This is a genomic window from Winogradskyella pacifica, from assembly GCF_003386275.1.
GTDB classification, from domain to species: Bacteria; Bacteroidota; Bacteroidia; order Flavobacteriales; family Flavobacteriaceae; genus Winogradskyella; species Winogradskyella pacifica.
The window spans coordinates 125065-142493 of sequence record NZ_QREI01000002.1 but is presented as its reverse complement, the minus strand read 5'-3'; the positions used below and the strand labels follow the sequence as shown (position 1 = coordinate 142493).

The window sequence follows — 17429 nt, the reverse complement described above, 5'->3', positions numbered from 1 at the left end:
AGCTTATATTTCGTTTTTAGATTAGCGTGAATTCTTTTAGTTTAGTTTATTGATTTGTATAAATTTATATAGGCTTTAGCAGAGACCTTCCAAGAATGATCTAAACTCATTATGTGTTTTCTATTGGCTTTAAATTCCTTTTGATGGTTATAAAATTCTTTTCCTCTATGGATTGAAAGCACTATATCTTGAACTGAAACTTCATCATGACAAATGCCAAAACCATGATCTCCGATATCAACTACAGTATCTTTTAGTCCACCAATACGTCGTACTACTGGCACAGTTCCATATCGTAAGGAATACATCTGATTTAACCCACAAGGTTCTACTCGCGATGGCATTAATAAAAAATCTGCGCCAGCATAAATGATATGCGAGAGTTTTTCATCATAACCAATAAAGGCATTATAATTTCCGGTATGGCGCGGTATTAAATCAAACAATTGTTGCTCAGTTTCTTTAGACCCAGAACCTAAAACAATGACTGATATATCTTTAGAGCGCAATGCATAGTCTAGAGCATGAGGTAAAAGTTCGGCGCCTTTTTCGCCTACTAAGCGACCAATAAAGGCAAATAAAGGTTTGCTTTCATCTAAATTGAATTGAGAACACAACCATTTTTTATTTTCTTTTTTACCAGCTTCAACCGTTGCTTTTTTATAATTTTTAATAATGTACTTATCTGTTTCTGGATTCCAAACATCAGAGTCTATTCCATTTAAAATCCCAATGGCTTTAGAATTTTCATGCGACAATAAAGATTCTAGTCCATTCGCGTTATACTTTAATTCTTGCATATAGCTTGGTGATACTGTTGTAACACGCCAAGCACACTTTATTGCTGCAGCTAATGGATTAATCATGCCTTCCCACATTATTAACCCTACTTTTTCAATGTTAAATCTTGGTATTTTATACAAGTTATCATAAGCCATCCAGCCTTGGTACTGTGCATTATGAATTGTAGTTATAACAGGTATTTTATTTAAGGATTCATATTTATAACTTTCTTGAGCCATAAAAGGAATTAAACCAGTATGGTGATCATGACAATGAATAATGTTAGGTTTATGCTCTAAACTCAATATCCAATCTAAAGCGGCAATTTGAAATGCTAAAAAGCGATTGGTATCATTCTCTGTGTAGACGTTCTCAGTGTAAAGTAAATCACCAACATGAACAAAGAATATATCGAAGTCTAAAACCGAGGCATCTTCAATTTTTAAAATAGTATAATTCAACTCGTGGTTACCCAATCTTAAGTTAGCCTCATATACTGACGTGAATTTATGTGATTGCGTAAACTTATTGTTATAAAAAGGCATTATAACAGAACTATGCGCACCTATTTCATTTTGGTATTTTGGTAAAGCACCTACAACATCAGCCAAACCACCTACTTTAGCAATAGGATAGCATTCTGCGCTTATATGTATTATTTTCATTAAAAATCTATTCATTAATTGTTGTTGCTGTTAAATTTAACAATAATTAAAATAAAGTCAAGTTTATTTTGAATGTAATTTCAAATAAAAATATCTATCATTTCGTAATGAATAAAACTTCTTAACGACTTAATCAATAAACAACAATTTTAAAAAAAATTAAATTTTGAAAAAGATAGCACTACTTACAATAATTGGTTTATTTCTTAGCTGTAATAGCTCTGCTCAAAAAACCGAAACGAAAGCAAAAGAAACCTTTGAGATTACTAAAACAGATGCCGAATGGAAAGCACAACTTACCGATGCTGAATATAACGTTTTACGAAAAGCAGGAACGGAACGCCCATTCTCTAGTCCTTTAGATAAAAACTACAAAGAAGGTGTTTACCATTGCGCTGCCTGTAACACTCCTTTATTTAAAAGTGAGCACAAATTTGACTCAGGTACAGGCTGGCCAAGTTTTGACCGTGTCATTGAAGGAAATGTTGCCTTCGGTACAGATACTAAAATTGGTTACACCAGAGACGAAGAGCATTGTGCCACTTGCGGTGGTCACTTAGGGCATGTCTTTAATGATGGCCCAAAAGAAACCACAGGTAAACGTCATTGTATTAATGGTGTAGCTTTAACATTTGTGCCTGCTGAAGATTAATTAAGATATAGCAAAAACGAAATTTCATTTTCAATAACTAAGGCTAAATTTGAAAATGAGTTTCTATATTTAAAAATAGCGATATAACATCAAACTATGGTAAATTATACTTTATTTGATGTTGTATCGCTAATTTTATAGGACTAAATTCAGTGATATGGATCAGTCTTACTTACCTAGTGTTATCAAACAATTTAAATACTACAAATCTCTTGGCGATAAAACCATCGCGCAACTTTCTTTTGGTGACTTACAAAAAGAGTTTGCCCAAGACTCTAATTCCATCGCCATAATTGTAAAACACCTTGTTGGTAATATGTTGAGTCGTTGGACTCATTTTTTAACTGAAGATGGAGAAAAAGAATGGAGACAACGCGATGACGAATTTAATGATGACTTTAAGTCTAAAGATGAATTACTAACCAATTGGAATAAAGGTTGGGATTGCCTATTTAAGGCTATCAAACCATTATCCGAAAATCAATTAGAGCAAGTTATCTACATCAGAAATCAAGGTCACACTGTTACTGAGGCAATTAATAGACAAATGATGCATTACGCTTATCATATTGGTCAGGTTGTATTTATTGGTAAATTAATAAAAGGCCCTCATTGGGCATCGTTATCCATAGCCAAAGGACAATCTAAAGGTTATAATATCGATAAGTTTCAGCAAGACAAACAGCGCACACATTTTACGGATGATTTATAGTTGTAACCCCTTAATACCAAGCTCTAAATCCCTTATATCAACATAGAAAACACTTATGGCAATTTAAACGTTTTGGAATTTGGCATTTTCTTTTTGGAATTTGTTATTTTTGTAACTTCAAAAATTCAATAAAAAAACTTACCCATGAGTAAATACGATATTATAGTATTAGGAAGTGGTCCTGGTGGCTACGTAACTGCAATTAGAGCGTCGCAATTAGGATTTAAAACTGCTGTTGTAGAAAAAGAAAGTCTTGGTGGTGTGTGCTTAAATTGGGGTTGTATTCCAACAAAGGCCCTTTTAAAATCTGCTCAAGTATTTGAATACCTTAAACATGCTGAAGATTACGGACTTAAAGTTTCTGGTGCTGAACACGATTTTGGCGCTGTTGTAAAACGTAGTCGCGGTGTTGCTGAAGGCATGAGTAATGGCGTAAAATTCTTAATGAAAAAGAATAAAATAGACGTTATTGAAGGTTTTGGAACACTAAAGACTGGAAAGAAGATTGATGTTGATGGTACTATCTATTCTGCTGATCATATTATAATTGCTACCGGAGCTCGCTCTCGTGAGTTACCAAGTTTACCACAAGACGGTAAAAAAGTAATTGGCTACAGAGAAGCTATGACTTTAGAAAAACAACCCAAAAAGATGATCGTTGTAGGTTCTGGAGCTATTGGTGTAGAGTTCGCCTATTTCTACAATTCTTTAGGAACAGACGTTACTATAGTAGAATATTTAGACAAAATAGTACCTGTTGAAGATGACGATGTCTCTAAGCAATTAGAGCGTAGCTTTAAAAAATCTGGTATTAAGATTATGACCTCTGCCGAAGTAACTTCTGTAGATACGTCTGGATCTGGTGTTAAAGCTACTGTAAAAACTAAAAAAGGAGAAGAAGTACTAGAAGCCGATATCGTATTATCTGCTGTTGGTATTAAATCTAATATCGAAAACATTGGTTTAGAAGATGTAGGTATTGCTGTTGATAGAGATAAAATCTTGGTTAACGATTTCTACCAAACTAATATTCCTGGTTATTATGCTATTGGAGATGTTACTCCAGGACAAGCATTAGCACACGTTGCTTCTGCCGAAGGAATTCTTTGTGTAGAAAAAATTGCTGGTCAGCATGTAGAAGCTTTAGATTACGGTAATATTCCTGGTTGTACGTATTGTTCACCAGAAATTGCAAGTGTTGGTTTAACTGAAGCACAAGCTAAAGAACAAGGTTTAGATGTTAAGATTGGTAAATTCCCATTCTCAGCATCTGGAAAAGCAAGTGCTAGTGGAGCAAAAGATGGATTCGTTAAAGTAATTTTTGATGCTAAATACGGTGAATGGTTAGGTTGCCATATGATTGGTGCTGGTGTTACCGATATGATTGCAGAAGCTGTTTTAGGTCGTAAACTAGAAACTACAGGTCATGAAGTACTAAAAACAGTGCATCCTCACCCAACAATGAGTGAAGCTGTTATGGAAGCTGTTGCAGCTGCTTATGATGAAGTAATTCATTTATAAGCCCATTCCAACCTTCCCTTTAGGAAGGAGTTCTTACTCGGATGGTTCAATATATTATAAATGCGATTCAAAATTGAATCGCATTTTTTTTGTTTAAAACTTAAGTCCGGATTTTAAAATAAAGCTAGAATTATTGCCATAGTTATAATTGTAACCATAACCTGTGTTATTTATTTGGTAATTAAACCCTGCATTAATAAAAGCATTCTTATTTATATCGTATTGTAAGCCCGTAGATATTGAAACACCTACATCAGAAGACAGACGTTGCTGTACTTTGTAAAAATCTATTTTAGCACCAGACAGAAGACTCAATTTTTCTGATATCTTCACTTTAAATAACAAAGGAACCTCTATTAAGCTCGCTTCAGCATTTAAAAATTCAAACTGACTTGCGGTAAAAGAAACAGTTTTAGTTAAGAAAATCCCATTAACTGCTAAATCCCAATTTTGTGACGCTAAATCTTCTTGAAAGGTAGCAAATTGTGAGCTCTGCTGTCCAAAACATGGTGTCGTAGACATTAGATACATACTTAAAAAAGTAATAAGGCATATCTGGTGTTTTAAAGAAAATGTCATGGAGTCAATAGTTATAGCACTATCAAAAATAGCTCATTTTCAATTATATCAAACAACTGCTTAGTTATAAATTAGTTAAATAATCTTAATACGTAATTTAAAGTTAAAAAGGGAACTTTAATACCGCTGTTAATCTCTTTTCGAATAATGGCCTTTCACTGATACTAAAATCGTGTAGCCTACTCCAAAACCTATGCTTCTATTTGTACCAAATTAGAAGGATAGCATTTCTATTATATTCAAAGGTTTAGCTGCTAAAAACAAAAAAGTTCCAGAATTATCTGGAACTTTTTTTATGCTATTTTTTTAGGATGGCTAGATTAAAACATGAATCCAACACCAAATTGCCAAACTTCATTTTTTCCATCTACGTTTTCAAATAAAGTATCGTCTTCAAAAATACTAGTTAAGCCCATTGTATAACGTGCACTTAAAAAGAAACCACTATCAAATTTATATGAGGTTCCTAATGCTAAACTGGTGTCAAAATCCTTAACGTAAGAATCGTCTTCATCAATTTCAAAATCTCCACCATCAGAATTTGGTTCTAAATCAAATTCTTCGTGAATCTTAAATCCAAATTGTGGACCCGCCTCTACACTTAATCCTTTTACTAAATACACTTTAAGTAATAATGGTACTTGGATATAATCTAGTTGATATTCTACATTTTGATCGGTATCAAAAACGTTATCCTGATCTCTTTCTAAGATATCAAAACCTTGTCCTGAATAAAATACCTCTGGCTGAAATGAAATACGCTCAGAAAGTGGAATTTCTGCAATTAAACCAGCATTGAAACTTGTTCTTGAATCCACATCATCAAAATCGTCACCAGTAAGTTTAGAAAAGTTAACACCTCCCTTGGCCCCTAGCTGAATCGTTTTTGAATCTGATTGCGCACTAACAGATGTCAATGCAAATAAAAATGCTCCTGTAAAAACTATTAATTTCTTCATAATTTATGATTGTTTTATTGGGTTTAAAACAACAAAACTAAGAGCCAAAACAGCAGTAACAATAAGGCTTAACAGCAGTTTAACAAGTTTTAAGATTTACCTAAAAAACAATCGGGAATGTTTAATAATTACATCAACTCAATGACTAAAATCATTGACTCTATTGAAGAAATTATCGGAATTTACAAGCGATACCCCAAACCTAAAAATAACCCATTTGGAGTAATTTCTTGAAAACCTATGGTGTATTTCATGTGTAAATCTACACTCGGAGTAAAATTATAAGCAAATCCTAAATCAGCTCTAATTTTAAGTTTCGTATTAAAAAAATCGAAGAAATAATTGATACTCGGACCGACGAGAATGTTAAAACGTTCGTCTATATTATATTTTAAATATATGGGCGCATTCAAAAAATTAAAATCGCCGAGACTTATAAAAAGTAATTCGGGTTGTAGGTGAAAATCGTTTTCTACTTCAAAATCGGCAAACGCACCCGCATAAAATCCTAGTTGTACATCTGTATTTTCTCCAAAATTAGATTCGGCCACTTTAAAAAAGGTAAAATTAAGTCCACCTTTAATACCAAATTCAGTTTGAGCTTGAACACCAAACGAGCTACTTATAACACTAAAAATTAATAGGATTTTAATAAGATTCTTCATGCAAATCAATTTAAATAGTTTCAAAAATTAGAGTTCTTAATTCTCTGAGATTATTATAGTTAACGTTAATTAGAAGTAAAACTCTCTATAGCTAACTCATAACTCTGTAAACCAAAACCTAAAATTACTCCTTTAGCATTAGGAGAGATAAATGATTTATGTCTAAATTTTTCTCTTGAAAATGTATTAGAAATATGCACTTCTACAACTGGAGTTGTAATAGCTTTAACGGCATCACCAATACCTACAGACGTGTGTGTATAAGCTGCTGCATTTAAAATAACACCATCATAAGTAAAACCAACCTCTTGTATTTTATCTATAAGTTCGCCTTCTATATTAGACTGAAAATGCTCTAGAGCCACATTAGGATACTTTTCTACAACAGAATCAAAAAACTCCATAAAAGTGAGGTTACCATATATATTGGTTTCGCGCTTACCTAATAGATTAAGATTAGGACCGTTGATGATAATTATTTTTTTCATATGTTTTTTCTATTTTTTAATTAACGTCACATGCTGTGTGCTATTAAACACTTCATTTGAGACAAAACTCTCAACATGCTAGTTTCATGTAGTAAATATATAAAATATGCGCATAAAAAAACCGAAGCAGATGCTTCGGTTTTTAATATAATAAATTTTGAATTTATTAGAACTTGTAAACGATACCAAAGTTGATATCAGATAAATCGATGTTTAATCCAAAATCGTTAGTTGCATCATCAGCACCATCAACTTTAGAACTTTCGTAAGATAAAGCACCTAATGAAGCTCTTAAAGCAAATTTGTCTGAAACGAAATAATGTACACCTGGCGCTACAGCAAATCCAAAAGAATCTACTTTTAATTCACCACCACCATTAGGCTCATACTTACTGTTTGTATAATTAACACCAGCACCTACAGTAAATGAAAATTTACTAGAAGGAGTAAAGAAATAAGTTGCACCTAAACCAGCACCTAAATCTGTAGTTTTATTTTCTGCTACATCTTCACCAGAACCAACCATAAGGTTAACTTCTAAAGCAATGTTTTCAGAAATAAAATAACCAACAGATGGAGAAAAGTTTAAATCGTTACTTTTAGCATCACCAGTTTTAGAACTGTTAAATCCTACTGAACCACTAACAAAAAGATCTCCTTTTGCAAAACCTGCTGTTGTAACTTCTTCCTGTGCACTTACATTTGCAAATCCTAATACTGCAACTGCAGCTGTAAACAATAATTTTTTCATAATTTAAGTTTAAATTTGATAATTAATTTGGTCGGCAAAAGTAGACTTTACTCCCATAGTACAAATCCTAATTATGTTAAAAAATAGTGCGTTTCATCGATAATAATTCTATTTTCATCTGTAAAATTAGCTAAATAGCTCATTTCTAAAATATAAAAATTTTCTACTTCCCTCTATTTATTCCTTAGAGTTAGTTAAAACTTGGATTATGAATCGACATCATTATTAGGTTGTTATTCAAACAAAACAAGAGAGGATCTTTACCGCTTTAATAGTTGTAGTTTATTACCAGTTTGAATTAGTAATCATTTTAACTAAAAGGCAAGATAAAATAGATGCTGCTTTTACACCGTTATATATCGCAAATTACTATTTTTAACCATGAATTGGCAACAAGCATTAACGGATTACAAACACTATCTTAGAATAGAACGTGGCTTGTCTCATAACTCTATTGAGAATTATAGTTACGACATTAAAAAACTCATACTATATATTGAAACACATGCCATAAAAGCATCACCTATTACCATAGACATTCATACAGTTAAAGATTTTATTTATTCCGTATCAAAAAGCCTAAATCCAAGATCGCAAGCGCGGTTAATTTCGGGACTTCGTAATTTCTTTGATTACCTCATTTTTGAAAATTACAGAACAACCAATCCTTTAGATTTAATAGAATCCCCTAGAATAGGTAGAAAGTTGCCCGATACCTTATCGATTTCTGATATTGACAACCTCATTAAAGCCATCGATTTAAGTCACCAATATAATGGAGTCAATCTTGGCGAACGCAATAGAGCTATTATTGAAACCTTATATAGTTGTGGTTTACGCGTTAGCGAATTAATAGAATTAAAAATTTCGGATCTATTTTTTGAAGAAGGCTTTATTAAAGTTACCGGTAAAGGAGACAAACAGCGTTTTGTACCCATTGGAGGAACCACTCAAAAACTCATTAATATCTGGCTTGCGATTAGGAACCATATTGATGTACAACCCCATTCTAAAGACATCGTCTTTTTAAATTACAAAGGAGGAAAACTGACACGAGCCATGATATTTACCATCATAAAAAAGCTTGTAGAAAAAACCGGATTACAGAAAAATGTATCACCACACACCTTTCGGCATTCCTTTGCTACACATTTATTAGAAAACGGTGCAGACCTTAGAGCTATACAAATGATGCTTGGTCACGAAAGCATTACTACCACTGAAATATATATGCACGTCGACCGCTCACATTTAAGTGATATACTAAATAAGTACCACCCAAGAACATAATGTAAAAAAACATCATTATTTTTGTGACAATCGTATTGCTTTGGTGTCTTAAAACAAAGAGAAAATGATGAAACTTCCAAGTCTACATATAAGAAATTACAGGTCAGCCTTTTATAAAACCCGAGAAATCTCCGAACCTACAATAGAAGACGAGAAGTATAGAATAGCGTTAGAATTATCTAATGTTGGTATTTGGGATTGGAACATTGTTACGAACAAAGTATTTTACTCAAAAGAATCGAAACAAATCATAGGATATTCGAACAATGAATTAAAAAACACCTCTGAATTTTGGGATAGTAAAGTGCATTTAGATGACAAAGAAACGTATTATAATGAATTTAAGTCTCTATTAAAAGGCCATATTGAATTATACGAAAACGAATACCGTATTCAATGTAAAGATGGTAGTTATAAATGGATTTTAGATAAAGCAAAAGTTGTAAAAAGAGATTCTAAAGGTAAACCCTCTCATATTATTGGTACACATACAGATATTACCAATTCTAAAGATAAGGAAGCCCAACTTAAGAATAACTTACAACTTATAACGAGCCAAAATAAACGTTTATACAGTTTCACCCATATTGTTTCTCATAATTTAAAAACACATATAGGGAATCTAAAAAACATATTAGAATTTTATGATGAAGCTGGTTCGGAAACTGAGAAAGTAGAACTGGTTGAGCATTTAAAGTCTATATCAGATTCTTTAACCACAACGATCGTCGATCTTGATGATATTGTAAGTATAAAATCTAAAATTAATATTAGTCAGCTTAACGAACGTGTAGACCTGCATGACTTTACAAATAAAATTATTGAAAGTCTAAAAATAGACAGCGACAAACAAGGGGTTACCATACACAATGCTTTGAGGAAAGATGAATCGATGCTAACGAATAGATCTTATTTAGAAAGTGTGTTTTATAATCTGATTTCTAATGGTATTAAGTATTCAGATCCTAATAAAAAATCTCAAATCGTCATTCAATCCATTCACACTAAAGATTCGGTTAAAATTCTTATCTCAGATAATGGTATTGGTATTGACATGAAGAAGTATAAAGATCAAGTATTTCAAATGTATAAAACCTTTCATGGCACTGAGCGATCAGATTCTAGAGGTATTGGTCTATACATCACAAAAACGCAAGTTGAAGCTTTACAAGGGGAAATTTTAATGGAGAGTACACTAAACGAAGGCACGGCATTTTCTATAACTTTCAAAAACAAAAAGAAACTTAATTAAGTAATAACTAACTATTCTTTATTTTGATTCTCTTAATATAAGACATAAAAAATCCGGTATAATACCGGATTTTTTTATGTCATATATGTGTTTTACTATTTAGCAATATTCACTGCTCTAGTTTCTCTAATCACAGTAACTTTTACTTGTCCTGGATACGTCATATCTGTTTGAATCTTTTGAGAAATCTCAAATGATAAACTTGCCGCTCTCTCATCAGTTACTTTTTCGCTTTCTACAATAACACGTAACTCTCTACCTGCTTGTATTGCATAAGCTTTCTTTACACCTGTAAACCCAAAGGCAACATCTTCTAAATCCTTTAAACGTTGTATGTAAGAATCTAAAACTTGGCGTCTTGCACCTGGCCTTGCACCAGAGATAGCATCACATACTTGAATAATTGGTGCCAACAATGTTGTCATTTCAATTTCATCGTGGTGAGCTCCAATAGCATTACAAACCTCTGGTTTTTCACCATGTTTCTCAGCCCATTGCATACCTAGGATAGCGTGTGGAGTTTCAACATCTATTTCAGATGATGGTACTTTTCCGATATCGTGTAATAATCCTGCACGTTTCGCTAATTTAGGATTTAAGCCTAATTCTGCAGCCATTACACCACAAAGTTTAGCAACTTCACGCGAGTGTTGTAGTAAGTTTTGTCCGTAAGATGAACGGTATTTCATACGCCCTACCATTTTAATTAACTCAGGGTGTAAACCATGAATTCCTAAATCGATAACTGTACGTTTACCTACTTCTATAATTTCTTGCTCAATTTGCTTTTCGGTTTTCTTTACAATCTCTTCAATTCTTGCAGGATGTATTCTTCCATCAGTTACCAATTTGTGTAATGATAAACGTGCTATTTCACGTCTTACAGAATCAAAACAAGATAAGATAATCGCTTCTGGTGTATCATCTACAATAATCTCTACACCTGTTGCAGCTTCAATAGCTCTAATATTTCGGCCTTCTCTACCAATAATTCTACCTTTAACGTCATCCGATTCAATATTAAAAACAGACACACAGTTATCTACTGCTTCTTCTGTTCCGATACGCTGAATAGTGTTAATTATAATTTTCTTAGCTTCTTGCTGCGCTGTTAGTTTCGCCTCTTCTACATGGCCTTGTATAAAAGCCATCGCATCCGTTTTTGCTTCTTCTTTAAGAGATTCTACTAATTGACTTTTAGCCTCTTCAGCAGATAATGAAGAAATGACTTCCAATTGTTTTATTTGGTTCTTGTGCGCCTTTTCAATTTCCTCTTGTTTCTTGTCTAAGAATTCTAGTCTAAAATCATAATCCTTAATTTTATCCTCAAGCGATTGATTAGACTTTTTAGACTTACTCAGTTCGTTAGACACATGAGATTCTTTATCTCTAATACGCTTTTCAGCTTCAGCCATTTTTTTATCACGAGATAAAATCACCTTTTCGTGTTCTGATTTTAACTCAATAAATTTTTCTTTAGCTTGTAGTATTTTATCCTTTTTTAGAGATTCCCCATCTGATTTTGCTTGTTTTAAAAGCGATTGAGATTCTCGTTCTGCATTTTCTATTATTTTTGAAGCTTTTCCTTTTTCTAAAGATTTAGCGATTATATATCCTAGTATTACTCCTAATATTACTCCTCCAACAATATATATAATTGTGTTAGTGTCCATGTTCATTATTTAGTTTAGTGTATAAAAAAAGCCTACATCAGTTATCGGTTTTGTATAAACTCCTTAAAAACAAGTTTAGGGCTAACAAGCTGATCAAAAATCTGTCTAAGATACTGAAACGAGTTCAGCACTAACAGCACGATTTTACAACTTAAACTCACCCTTTTTAAAGAATTGATCGTTGAGTTTATCAAAAAATGTAACTAATGTAGGCAGTAACCTTATGTATTTAAAAGAACGTACGAGTTAAATATGTTGATTTAAAAGTTCATTTAAAGCTTCAAGCTTTTCCTGTACTTCTTCATTTACATACTCTTTATCTATTGACTTTTGCTCTACTTGAGCGGCAAATTGCAAGGCACACATGGCCAAAACATCTTGCTTATCTCTTACAGAATAATTCTGCTCAAATTGTCCAATCATAGCCTCAATCTTTTTTGTGGCTTTACGTAAACCTTCCTCTTGGCTTGGGTTTATCGTTAACGGATAAACTCTATTTGCTATAGAAAGTTTAATTTTTAATTGTTCTGACATTATAATCTAAATTTACAATATTATTCTGATAATTGTCCAATACAATGGTCAATATCTCTAATAAGTGCATTTATTTTGAGCTTCGTTTCTCGTTTATTTTCGTCACTACCAAGCATTGAATTTGCCATTTTGAGTGTATCATGTTTTTCTACCCAAGCAGAAATTTCTTCTTGCTGTTCTAGAAGCCTTTGTTGTTGCTGTTCTAATTGATCTGAGAGTTTAGCATTCGTTTGTTTTAAAACCTCCTGCTTGTGTAAAATCTTACTGATTTTATTCTCTAACGCATCAACAATGTCTTCTATTTTACTCATTAAAGCAATTCAATACTATTGAAACAAAGTTAACATACCTAATGAAAAAATACAATTCTTTTACGTTTATTTTTTAATATTATAAGTTCAACGAAATTAAACCGTTAATAAAAATAATACGGTTTTAGAATTTGCAAATCGTAATCAAATTGATATTTTAGCTGTAATAGTTGATTTTATGAAACAATTTTTGGCCCTTTTTTTAATAACATGTTCACTACATGGACAATCCGAATATCCTCAAGATTATTTTAGGCATCCCTTAGATATTCCATTAGTACTTTCTGGCACATTTGGAGAATTACGATCTACACATTTTCATGGTGGATTAGATATAAAAACACAACAAAGACAAGGTTTAAAAGTTTATGCTGCCGCTGAAGGCTATATAAGTCGGATTAAGATTTCTCATTTTGGTTACGGAAAAGCCATCTATATTACACACCCAAATGGTTACACTACAGTTTACGGCCATCTTAAGGCTTTCTCAAAACGTTTAGAAGATTATATAAAACAATGTCAGTATGATAAAGAAAGTTTTGAGGTCGAAGTATTTCCTCATACTGAAGAACTTTTAATTTCGCCAGATGAAGTCATTGCATTTTCTGGTAATACGGGTAGTTCTGGTGGACCTCACCTCCATTTTGAAATAAGAGACAATGAAGAACGTCCAATGAATCCATTATTATTTGGTATGGAAGTTAAAGACTCTAAGGCTCCTTACATTTCTGGTATTTTTGCCTACCCTAAAGATAAAAATGCTATCATCAATGGAAAAAACGAGCGCGTTCCTTTACGATTAATCCCTCAAAAAACAGGAGATTATGCTGTAGAGAAAATATCCGCTTATGGTAATGTTGGTTTTGGAGTGATTTCTTTTGATAAACAAGATTTAGCACCAAACAATAATGGTGTTAGTAATATTCAAACGTTCTTTAATGGAAATAAAAGTTTAGAAATAGATTTTAAACGCATTAGCTTTGATGAAACCAAACATATTAAACGTATGGTGGATTACGAGTATTATGTGCGAAAGAAAGCTAAAATTCAGAAACTTTTTATTGAAAAAAATAATCCGCTAAGCATTTATAAAGATGCTTATGATAACGGGTATGTTGAAGTAAAAGACAGCACCTCATCTGTATATAAAGTAAGAATAAGAGATTACCACCAAAATGAAGCTTGGGTAGTGATACCCATAGACGGAAAACTTGAAACGATTAAGAAAGACAGTGTCTCGGATGTATCTAAAAAATCATTGGTTAGCAGTGATAGCAATACTAAATTAACCTCAGGAAACATTACTGTAGATTTCTATAAAAATACGGTATATGATGATTCTTATATTGATTTTAGAGTGAGTTCTGACACCCTTTTCCTTGGTGATGACAACATTGCTATGCAGAAAAACTTTTATATTAATTACGATTTAAGTAATTATAAGACAGAGCACCAAGACAAACTTTATATTGCTAGGTTTTATGGTAGTTACAAAAAGCCATATTATGTATCTACCTCAAGAAAAGGTAACACCTTATCAGCAGGAAGTAAAGCTTTAGGAACTTATGCCTTAGCCATAGACACCGAACCGCCAACAATAACACCTATTAACTTTACGGATAAAAAATGGATAAGCAATTATCGTTATCTAGAACTTAAGATTGATGATAAACTTACAGGTATTAGTAAATACAGAGCAACAGTTAATGGTCAGTGGATTTTAATGGAATATGATTACAAAACAAACACACTTACACACGATTTTAATGATAATATCGTTAAAGATACCAGAAACGAATTAAAAATAATTGTAACAGATAATGTGGGAAATAGTTCTACATTTGAAGCAACGTTTTTTAGAAAATAGATAAAAAACAGATTTAAGACCACTTTGCTTCTAGAATTAAGAAGTAAGACGCATGGTGTTCCTGTTAAAATTCAGATTTAGATTTTTAATAAAAATAAAATTATATTCTAATAAGGTTTCTTCTATAAAATGTCCTCTTAAGGTGACTTTAGAGGGGTGTTTTTTTAGGACAAAGTAAAATATAATAACAACCATAATATATAAGATTGAAATATAATCTCTAATTTCAACTTAACTAAAAAAATTATAACCATTTGAAACGCTTACATTTTATAGTCTTAATAAGCTTACTGTTTAGTATGCTTTCCTTTTCACAATCCGCAATTATTAGAGGTGTTATATTAGATGAAGGTAACTTACCTATCGAAGGAGTAAACATTACAACTAGTAATGGAGAAGGCACTTCCACCAACAATAATGGTTTTTACGAACTTAAAATTCCTTTTGGAGTTGAAGTCACCGTAATTTTTACTCACGTTTCTCACAAGCGTGTAGAACAGAAATTTGACTTAAAAAACGGACAGGAGATTGAATACAACCCCGTAATGTTAATTGAAGTTGAACAAATTGCCACCGTAATTATCAATACAAACACCAGACAATCGGTTGATGGAGTCACCTCCATTTCTCCGCAAATGATTAGAACGATTAAAGGAGCACAACCTGGCGTTGAGAACATTTTAAAAACATTGCCGGGTGTTAACATTTCTAATGAGTTAAGTACACAATACTCTGTAAGAGGTGGTAATTTTGATGAAAACTTAGTTTATGTTAACGAGATTGAAGTATACAGACCATTTCTAATTCGTTCTGGAAACCAAGAAGGTTTGAGTTTTGTAAATACCGACATGGTTCATAATGTCGATTTTTCGGCTGGGGGATTTCAAGCGAAGTATGGAGATAAATTATCCTCTGTTTTAGATATCACTTATAGAAACCCTGTTGACTTTGGTATACGCGCGGATTTAAGTTTACTTGGAGGAAGTCTTACCGCTGAAACCGTTTCTAAAGATGGTAAGTTTTCTGGTATTGCGGGTGTACGTTATAGAGATAATAGTTTATTATTAAATAGTCTTGAAACAGAAGGCAATGTAGAACCTGTTTTTGCAGATGCACAAACCTATTTAACGTATCGTTTTTCGAGTAAATTTCATTTAAACTTTTTAGGGAATATCTCTTCAAACAAATACAACTTTCAACCCGAAAACAGACAAACTAATTTTGGAACCTTACAAGACCCAGTGGCTCTATTAGTGTTTTATGACGGTCAAGAAAAAGATCAATACCAAACTTATTTTGGTGCTTTTAAAGCTAATTATTTTGCTAGTGATGATTTAACGCTTAAGCTCGTTGCTTCCGCTTATCATACCACAGAACAAGAATACTTCGACATCTTAGCACAATACCGTTTAGGGGAAGTCAACACAAATATTGGGGATGAAAATTTAGGAGACGTCGAATTTAGTGAAGGTATTGGTTCGCAATTAACACATGCACGTAACGATTTAGATGCGTTCATTGTAAATGCAGAACACCGAGGTGATTATAAAATTGATGACGAAAGTACTGTAGAATGGTCAGTAAAATACACTAATGAAGATATTAGAGATCGTTTAGTAGAATATGAAGTTATTGATTCTGCTGGTTTTTCAATTAGACCTCCAATATTTAGCCAAACCAATCCACAACCTTATACTCCTTTTTCTGGACCATTAGTTGCATTTGAAGATACTAGAGCAACAAATCGCATACAAATTAATAGATTTCAAGCTTTTGTGCAATACAGCAAACGAACAGATTGGAATGGCAACGAAGTATTTTATAACGCTGGGGTTAGAACACATACTTGGAATGTCAGTGGCGATGGCATTACAGATAATAAAACACAAACCGTTATTAGTCCAAGAGGACAGTTTGCTATTAAACCTAGTTGGGAAAAAGACATGCTCTTTAGAGTCGCGGCAGGTTTGTATTATCAACCTCCTTTTTATAGAGAGTTGAGAGATTCTGAAGGTGTTGTAAACCCCAACGTAAAAGCACAAAAATCATTTCATGTGGTGTTAGGAAACGAATATAGTTTCGAAATATGGGACCGACCATTTAAACTAGTTACCGAAGCTTATTATAAAGGCATGACTGATGTTAATCCTTACACATTAGAAAATGTTAGAATTCGTTACAGTGCAGATAACAATGCAGAAGCTTATGCTTATGGTTTGGATTTAAGGCTTAATGGCGAATTTGTACCAGGTACAGAATCGTGGTTTAGTTTTGGTTATTTAAAAACCGAAGAAAACATTGACGACCGTGGCTATATTGCACGGCCAACAGATCAGCGTTTAAAATTTGGTGCGTTGTTTCAAGATTACGTGCCTAATATGCCAGATTTAAAAATGTATTTGAATTTAGTGTATAACACTGGTGTTCCTGGTGGTTCTCCAAGTTATGCAGATCCTTATAATTACCAATTGAGACTACGTGATTATAGACGTGCCGATTTAGGAATTTCATACCAAGTGGTTAATCCTGAAAAGACATACAATTCAAAATGGAAAGAATCCTTTAGAGAATTGTCTATCGGTTTTGAAATCTATAACATGTTTAACAACCAAAACTCTATTACCAATACTTGGGTTAGGGATGTTTATAGCAAGCAACAATATGCGATTCCAAATTATCTAACTCCACGTGTCTTTAACGTGAGACTGTCTGCTCGTTTTTAGATTA

Annotated in this window: 16 protein-coding genes and 1 other RNA gene; 7 read left to right on the top strand and 10 right to left on the bottom strand. The window is 32.8% G+C overall.

All coding sequences use genetic code 11. From position 1 onward, the window contains the following. Positions 1-41: 41 nt before the first annotated feature. On the bottom strand, positions 42-1448 hold the full coding sequence (locus DFQ09_RS04850; RefSeq protein ID WP_115808968.1) for a glycogen synthase: 1407 nt from the start codon (positions 1446-1448) through the stop codon (positions 42-44). Between the two features lie 166 nt (positions 1449-1614). Here DFQ09_RS04850 and msrB point away from each other — a divergent pair, with 166 nt between their 5' ends. The 3 genes from msrB to lpdA all read left to right on the top strand — a co-directional run bounded on the left by msrB (position 1615) and on the right by lpdA (position 4333). Further along, the gene (gene msrB, locus DFQ09_RS04845; RefSeq protein ID WP_115808536.1) at positions 1615-2100 is read left to right on the top strand and encodes a peptide-methionine (R)-S-oxide reductase MsrB; all 486 of its coding nucleotides are present in this window, start codon (positions 1615-1617) and stop codon (positions 2098-2100) included. 157 nt (positions 2101-2257) lie between these two features. Beyond that, complete coding sequence (locus DFQ09_RS04840) at positions 2258-2812, top strand: DUF1572 family protein (RefSeq protein ID WP_115808535.1); 555 nt, start codon at positions 2258-2260, stop codon at positions 2810-2812. 144 nt (positions 2813-2956) lie between these two features. After that, a complete protein-coding gene (gene lpdA / locus DFQ09_RS04835; protein ID WP_115808534.1) occupies positions 2957-4333 on the top strand; it encodes a dihydrolipoyl dehydrogenase in 1377 nt (458 codons plus the stop codon). A 93-nt stretch (positions 4334-4426) separates the two neighbouring features. Here lpdA and DFQ09_RS04830 read toward each other — a convergent pair whose 3' ends face one another. The 5 genes from DFQ09_RS04830 to DFQ09_RS04810 form a co-directional block, all read right to left on the bottom strand. Continuing rightward, complete coding sequence (locus tag DFQ09_RS04830) at positions 4427-4855, bottom strand: hypothetical protein (protein ID WP_115808533.1); 429 nt, start codon at positions 4853-4855, stop codon at positions 4427-4429. Positions 4856-5232: 377 nt separating this feature from the next. Then, the gene (locus DFQ09_RS04825) at positions 5233-5871 is read right to left on the bottom strand and encodes a porin family protein (RefSeq protein WP_115808532.1); all 639 of its coding nucleotides are present in this window, start codon (positions 5869-5871) and stop codon (positions 5233-5235) included. Positions 5872-6053: 182 nt separating this feature from the next. Further along, positions 6054-6536 (bottom strand): outer membrane beta-barrel protein, encoded by a 483-nt coding sequence (locus DFQ09_RS04820; protein WP_115808531.1) that lies wholly within the window; start codon positions 6534-6536, stop codon positions 6054-6056. 65 nt (positions 6537-6601) lie between these two features. Further along, a complete protein-coding gene (aroQ, locus tag DFQ09_RS04815) occupies positions 6602-7024 on the bottom strand; it encodes a type II 3-dehydroquinate dehydratase (RefSeq protein WP_115808530.1) in 423 nt (140 codons plus the stop codon). Positions 7025-7190: 166 nt separating this feature from the next. After that, positions 7191-7775, bottom strand: a complete 585-nt coding sequence (locus DFQ09_RS04810; RefSeq protein WP_115808529.1) for an OmpW family outer membrane protein — start codon at positions 7773-7775, stop codon at positions 7191-7193. A gap of 381 nt (positions 7776-8156) precedes the next feature. Between DFQ09_RS04810 and xerA the strand changes: the two genes are divergently transcribed. Together xerA and DFQ09_RS04800 are read left to right on the top strand one after the other, a co-directional pair. Further along, positions 8157-9065, top strand: a complete 909-nt coding sequence (xerA, locus tag DFQ09_RS04805; RefSeq protein ID WP_115808528.1) for a site-specific tyrosine recombinase/integron integrase — start codon at positions 8157-8159, stop codon at positions 9063-9065. A gap of 64 nt (positions 9066-9129) precedes the next feature. Continuing rightward, on the top strand, positions 9130-10317 hold the full coding sequence (locus DFQ09_RS04800; RefSeq protein WP_115808527.1) for a PAS domain-containing sensor histidine kinase: 1188 nt from the start codon (positions 9130-9132) through the stop codon (positions 10315-10317). A gap of 95 nt (positions 10318-10412) precedes the next feature. Here DFQ09_RS04800 and rny read toward each other — a convergent pair whose 3' ends face one another. From rny to DFQ09_RS04780, 4 genes are all read right to left on the bottom strand, one after another. Continuing rightward, on the bottom strand, positions 10413-11990 hold the full coding sequence (gene rny / locus DFQ09_RS04795; RefSeq protein ID WP_115808526.1) for a ribonuclease Y: 1578 nt from the start codon (positions 11988-11990) through the stop codon (positions 10413-10415). Between the two features lie 56 nt (positions 11991-12046). Next, positions 12047-12177: non-coding RNA, 6S RNA (gene ssrS / locus DFQ09_RS04790), on the bottom strand. A 59-nt stretch (positions 12178-12236) separates the two neighbouring features. After that, positions 12237-12524: a cell division protein ZapA gene (locus DFQ09_RS04785; protein ID WP_020897946.1), complete on the bottom strand. Its 288-nt coding sequence runs from the start codon at positions 12522-12524 to the stop codon at positions 12237-12239. Positions 12525-12544: 20 nt separating this feature from the next. Continuing rightward, on the bottom strand, positions 12545-12835 hold the full coding sequence (locus DFQ09_RS04780) for a hypothetical protein (protein ID WP_020897947.1): 291 nt from the start codon (positions 12833-12835) through the stop codon (positions 12545-12547). Between the two features lie 178 nt (positions 12836-13013). Here DFQ09_RS04780 and DFQ09_RS04775 point away from each other — a divergent pair, with 178 nt between their 5' ends. Together DFQ09_RS04775 and DFQ09_RS04770 are read left to right on the top strand one after the other, a co-directional pair. After that, positions 13014-14702 carry a M23 family metallopeptidase gene (locus DFQ09_RS04775; protein ID WP_115808525.1) on the top strand — a complete coding sequence of 563 codons (1689 nt, stop codon included), beginning with the start codon at positions 13014-13016 and terminating at the stop codon, positions 14700-14702. A 299-nt stretch (positions 14703-15001) separates the two neighbouring features. Continuing rightward, entirely contained in the window at positions 15002-17425 is a 2424-nt protein-coding gene (locus DFQ09_RS04770) for a TonB-dependent receptor (RefSeq protein WP_115808524.1), read from the top strand. The last annotated feature ends 4 nt before the right edge of the window (positions 17426-17429 follow it).